Annotated in this window: 5 protein-coding genes and 1 pseudogene; 4 read left to right on the top strand and 2 right to left on the bottom strand. The window is 42.0% G+C overall.

The window, feature by feature from the left end; genetic code table 11:
- A pseudogene (locus FTU82_RS12450) lies at positions 1–492 on the top strand (transposase family protein); the annotation flags it as partial.
- A 53-nt stretch (positions 493–545) separates the two neighbouring features.
- A complete protein-coding gene (locus tag FTU82_RS12445) occupies positions 546–773 on the top strand; it encodes a hypothetical protein (protein WP_100329616.1) in 228 nt (75 codons plus the stop codon).
- 114 nt (positions 774–887) lie between these two features.
- Here the strand turns inward: FTU82_RS12445 and FTU82_RS12440 are convergent, their stop codons facing one another.
- Together FTU82_RS12440 and FTU82_RS12435 are read right to left on the bottom strand one after the other, a co-directional pair.
- Positions 888–1,796: a lysine exporter LysO family protein gene (locus FTU82_RS12440; RefSeq protein WP_100329615.1), complete on the bottom strand. Its 909-nt coding sequence runs from the start codon at positions 1,794–1,796 to the stop codon at positions 888–890.
- 68 nt (positions 1,797–1,864) lie between these two features.
- A complete protein-coding gene (locus tag FTU82_RS12435) occupies positions 1,865–3,364 on the bottom strand; it encodes an NAD(P)/FAD-dependent oxidoreductase (protein WP_005097304.1) in 1,500 nt (499 codons plus the stop codon).
- A 141-nt stretch (positions 3,365–3,505) separates the two neighbouring features.
- Here FTU82_RS12435 and FTU82_RS12430 point away from each other — a divergent pair, with 141 nt between their 5' ends.
- Positions 3,506–4,513 (top strand): AraC family transcriptional regulator, encoded by a 1,008-nt coding sequence (locus FTU82_RS12430; RefSeq protein ID WP_005097302.1) that lies wholly within the window; start codon positions 3,506–3,508, stop codon positions 4,511–4,513.
- Between the two features lie 84 nt (positions 4,514–4,597).
- Positions 4,598–5,743, top strand: a complete 1,146-nt coding sequence (gene zapE, locus FTU82_RS12425) for a cell division protein ZapE (RefSeq protein WP_180001812.1) — start codon at positions 4,598–4,600, stop codon at positions 5,741–5,743.
- The last annotated feature ends 257 nt before the right edge of the window (positions 5,744–6,000 follow it).

Genomic DNA, 6,000 nt, shown 5'->3' with positions numbered 1-6,000 from the left:
GTGAGGAGGATTATGTAATCGTTGATGTCACTGAGTCACAGATTGAGCGTCCCAAAAAAACAAAGAAAATTCTATAGCGGTAAAAAGAAGAAACATACGCTAAAAACACAGGTCATTTTTAACCCAAGACTAAAGCAAATTGTAAGTATACAGGTCGAAAGTGGCAGAAAACATGATCTGACGATTGCACGTAAGTATTTTAAGGAGATGATCATTTATCCTTGTATTATGGCAGATTTAGCCTATAAAGGATTTCATCAGATTAAGAGTAAGTTACTCATTCCAATCAAGAAACCTAAGAATTTATCATTACCCAAAATAGCAAAACAGATCAACCAAGAAATCAGTCGGCGTAGGATCACAATTGAACATATCAACGGCAAACTTAAACATTTTCGGATATTGACAGAACGCTATAGAAATAGACGGAAACGATTTGGTCTAAGAATGAATTTAATTGCTGGAATGGTGAATTGGATGCTCTTAAATTAACTTTCGCAAGAGATCTATTGAAAAAAATGGTTATAAAATAAAAAGGAAAAATGATGACTTCATCTGAACCACAATTAGAAAAAGAACAGAATGACGTGATTCAAAATGTTCAACAGGCGGAACAGCTTAAGCAACAAGAACAGCAACAACAGCAGGCAAGCTCAGCAGATTGGACAGCGGGGATCGATGTGGTCAGTTTGGCATCTGATGCCATCAGCCTTGCTTCGGATGTTATTGAAACAGTAGGCGATGCCTTAAGTGATATTGATTTAAGTTTTTAGTCAGCCTTTCTTGCTTGTGCTTCGTTTTAAAATCCTGCTTTAGAACTTAGTCAGGAAGGAAAGTTCCTCTTTAGAAAAGAGAGACTTAGGGAGATTGAGAAAGCAATAAAGCAATTAAATCGCTGCCAGTACACTCACCATGACTGGTGCTAACAATGACAAAATAAATCCACTGACCATAGCATGCGGAATAAAATCGTGACCGCATGCCTGCTTAACCATCGGTAAAGTCACATCCATTGCAGTTGCACCCGCTGCGGAAATGGCCGATCTTGGATATCTCCAGCCCATACAATACATCAGTAAGATGGCAAAAATTTCTCTAAACAGGTCATTCATTAGTGCAATGCTGCCGAGTTCTGCATTTCGAAGCTCGGTCACGACAACGCCTGACATTGAGTAAAATCCATAGCCTTGTGACAGCATGATCAAATCTTTCAGGCCAATCTGTGTGTTCCAGAATGAATAGAGCATAACTGCGAATAATGAACCGAAGATACAACCGATTGGAACCAGAAGAATTTTGATATTTAACCAAGAACGATCCAGTGGCGAATAAGCCAGATCTAGACCAATGAAAAACATAAATACCAGTAACAAATGCCAAGTGCTAATGTGTAAGGACAGATCAAACAGACTCAAGCCAGCATGTAAAAAGTATCCGCCTGCGAGTGCCAAAAAAGCATAACTCATATTCAGTAAGGATTTAATTACCAGATCAAGGGATACTCTGCCTGAACTGGGAAGAAAACCAGCCCACTTGAACAGCAAATAGCAAATAGCAAAAGCACCGAGTGATGTCAGAAAGGCAATGCTGATGGATGTACTCAGAATCTGTAGGGGGTGCTGTAATTCATCCACAAGCTGTGAGAATTCAAAGGAAATCGCAATCAGTAACACATAGCTAAAATAAGGTAAGAGCTTGAAACAGATTTTAATCATCGATACTGGAATCCGTTTCGCCAAAGCAAAACCGAGTGCCAAACAGAGAAGAAGCTGAAAGATGAGCCAAAGCGATTGCATAAGTTTAATAGATTGAAAAAATTATCTTTAAATTATGCCATCGCTTGATGCTAGATGGTGAAAAGCTTTTAGCTAACTTTATTGAATAATCGATAATCTGCGGTATTGGGTTTCTTGGTTTTCAGCCAGTATTTCCAGGTATAAGTCGGCCATAGGGCAAAATTCTTGCCACCTTCCTGCTGATACCAGCTGACACAGCCAGATTGCCATACGGTCTGTTCAAACATATGTTGCACCTGCTGATTAAATGTATCTTGCGCCTGCTCTTTGACCATAATGGCATCGCTATGTGATTGATCGACCCGCTGCATGAGCTGCAAGATATAGTCAACTTGTGCCTCAATCATAAAAATCACAGAGTTGTGTGCCAATAGGGTATTTGGGCCCAGTAATTGAAACAGGTTTGGGAAACCTTTCATGCAAATTCCATAATAACTTTCAGCCCCCTGTTTCCAGACCTCATTGAGCTGTAGATTATCCAGCCCAGTACATTGAAAATTCTTCATATAGATGCGTGGATCGGTAATGAACCCGGTGCCATAAATCAGACAGTCAATTGGCCGCTCCTGACCATCTTGGGTAATGATGCTATTTTCAGTAAGTTCCTGAATCTTTTCAGTCACCAGTTCTACATTCCTGCGGTTAAAAGTCGGGAAATAGCTATTGGAAACCAGAATACGTTTACAACCCATGATGTAATCCGGAGTGAGTTTTTGAGCTAACTCAGGATCTTTAATCTGGTATTTGATGAACAGTTCTGCCAGTTTCTGGGTGTATTTCATGATTCCGGGTTTAACGATGGGGATGACCCGCGATTCATTTGACCAATATAAGCGGGCACGGTGCAGTTTTCGGAACCAGTCATATTTTTCAAATAGTGTCTTTTCGAGAGGGTGATAGACACGTTCATCGCGAGGAATGATCCAGGCTGCAGTACGTTGCATGACATAGAGTTGTTTGCATTGTGGGGCAATTTCCGGAACATATTGAATGGCGCTGCCACCTGTGCCAATCGATGCGACATTTTTGCCATTTAAATCATAAGCATGATCCCATTGTGCAGAATGAAAGACTTTCCCTTGAAACTTCTCAATACCGGGGATAGGTGGAATCTGGGGAATATGTAAAGGCCCTGAAGCAAATATGACAAATTGGGCTTCCAGGATACTTTGATCTTGTAACTGCAATTGCCACAGACAGCGCTCTGCCTGGTAATGCGCTGAAAGGACTTCAGTATTTAAGCGGCAGAACGCACGCAGCTTATAATCGTTTACCAGATCCTGAATATAGGAAAATATCTCGGGTGCTTCGGCATAGCGTTTTGACCAGTTACTTTTCGGAGCGAATGAGAGGGAATATAAATGTGACTGCACATCACAGGCTGCGCCAGGGTACTGGTTGTCTCGCCAGGTTCCACCAAATTCATGGCCTTTTTCCAGCAGAATAAAATCATGGATGCCTTGCTGCTGTAAACGTATTGCCATGGCAATACCGCCAAAACCGGCGCCAATAATGGCGACTTTGGTAAAGGGTGGCGAGCGGGTGGCACTTGTATTTTCCAGCATCATTGCATTCCTTGCTTATTTTAATAAGAGATTATTATCATCATTCACTGATAAAAGATTAGACCTAAAATTGATCTAAACGGCAATAGCAGTACACTTATTTTTATAGTACAACTAAGACTATCACATTGTATTTGTATGGTTATGAAACGTTCTGTTCTCAGTCTGATGTATTTGATTCAAGGGATGCGCAAGGCGGGCATAGACGTCGATCAGAAGCTGCAAAACATTGGACTGCGTGTCGATGCCTTTGATCCTGGCTCGATTATTCATCCGAGTCTGGAACATGATGTACTTAAGGTCGTAGGGCAGGAAATCGAAGCTGAACAGGGATTATTGATTGGCCAGCATTATGCATTGGCAGGTTATGGTCCGTTGTTGATGTTACTGGTTACCAGTCCGACGGTACGTGATGCGCTGCATCAGGTGATCCGCTTTCAACAGTTGACGCATTTGACAGGACAATTGGGTTTGCAACAAAGCGAGCATCATAGCGCGTTGTGTTATCGACCGAAAAATCTGGAAGATGGTCTGGGTGTGTTGCTGGCACAGGCGGAGATTTCGGGAACTTTCAAGTTTATCCGTGATATCTACAAAATGATGGGCTTGTCCAAACCTGATTTACGGATCGAGTTACCATTTGCCCATCCGCAAGAGCCGAATACCTTAAAGGTCTATCATGATTATTATGGGACACAGGTTCAGTTCGATGCACCAAGTGCGGCATTCTGGTTTGATGAAGCAGTTCTGGATATTAAAATTCCGTCTGCGGATACGGTGACCTTTGCGCTGTATGAAGCCAAGTGTTTTGCTGAATTGCAACGTTTGCAACAGGATGAGCAGACACCGACAGTGGTGCAGCGCGTTCAGGATTATCTGGAAATACAAAGTGGTTTGATGCCGAGCATGGCCGAAACTGCGCAGGCGCTAAATATTCCGGAGCGAACCTTGCGGCATCAGTTACAGCAGTGTGATACCAGTTATAAACAAATTCGCGAAGACATTATTAAAGATAAGGCTTTGCGATTGATTGAATATAAACAGTATTCAATTGAAATGATTGCAGAGTTGTTGGGCTATTCCGAGCCGGCTGCTTTTAACCATGCCTTTAAACGCTGGTTTGGGCAAAGCCCTCGGCAATATGTGAAATAGCCTAAGCTTGTTTATGCCAAAGTGTTATAGTGTGTTGATTAAACTCCGCTATAATTAAATTGATCCCAAATAGTACGAAACTCTATGTCCGATTTTAATTCACAGCACAGCACCGCCTTTAGTCCGATTTCTCCTGCAGAACGTTATGCACAAGCAATATCTTCGGGACAGTTTATGCCTGATGATGCACAGGCAATGGCAGTACATGAACTGAATCGTGTCTGGCTGGAATTGATTCAGCGTTTTAAGGCCTCGAAAAAAGCCTTTCGCCGTTTTCGCCGTCAGACTTCTCCCAATGGCGTGTATATGTGGGGTGGTGTGGGTCGTGGCAAAACCTGGTTAATGGATCAGTTTTATGATTCGATTCCATTTCGCCGTAAAACCCGGATGCATTTTCACCACTTTATGCAGCATGTGCATCGTGAATTAAATAAGCTCTCTGGGCAGCGTAATCCGCTGGATCTGGTCGCGGATCAGATTTATAAAGACGCGGTGATTATCTGTTTCGATGAGTTCTTTGTATCCAATGTCACCGATGCCATGATTCTGAGTGATCTGTTCCAGAAACTATTTGAACGCGGGATTACTTTGGTTGCAACTTCGAACATTGCCCCAGACGGTTTGTATAAAAACGGGATTCATCGTGACCGTTTCCTGCCGACGATTGAACTGGTCAAGAAAAACTGTGTGGTGTTAAACGTCGATGCCGGCGTCGATTACCGTTTACGCGTATTAAAACAGGCGCAGTTATTCAAATTCCCATTAACCCATGATCATAAAAACTGGATTGCGCAACGTTTCAGTGCTTTGACTCAGACGCAACCCTGCTCTGAAGAGCCGATTATCATCAATAACCGTATTGTGGAAACTGTGTCACATACCGAAGATGTATTGTGGTGCGAGTTTTCTGAGCTGTGTCTAAAACCACGTAGCCCGGCTGACTTTATTGAAATTGCCAATATTTATAATACGGTTTTAGTCAGTAATGTGCCGCACCTGACCGATTTCCTCAATGATGGGACGCGCCGTTTTATTTATCTGGTCGATGAGTTCTATGACCGTGGTGTCAAACTGTTATTGACCTCGGAAGACAATATTATTGATATTTACCAAGGTGAAAAACTGGTCTTTGAAATTGAACGGACGCGTTCACGTTTACTGGAAATGCAGTCGGATGAATATCTGAATTCTGAACATCGTCAGATTCAGAAAACTATCTCGAGTGAGTAGGAAGCAGAATAAAAGCGCTGGTCATTGACTGGCGCTTTTTTATAAAAATAAGCAGGTAATTGATCGACAACTAGGGCCAAACATGGCTTAATCTTGATCTAAATATGATCGTGTATAACTAGAATGCATAATTTTTACTCGAAAATCTGAACTTAAGTCTAATTTCTACATTTCGAAAACTTTATACACTGTCATTAGGGTATTTAGCAGAATGATATCTCAATGCGGCTGAGCGACGTCTGATATGTTTATGAGGG

The organism is Acinetobacter sp. YH12151, assembly GCF_013418355.1.
Taxonomy (GTDB): domain Bacteria; phylum Pseudomonadota; class Gammaproteobacteria; order Pseudomonadales; family Moraxellaceae; genus Acinetobacter; species Acinetobacter pseudolwoffii.
The sequence above is the reverse complement of the archived record's forward strand: the minus strand, read 5'-3'. Positions and strand labels throughout refer to the sequence as shown.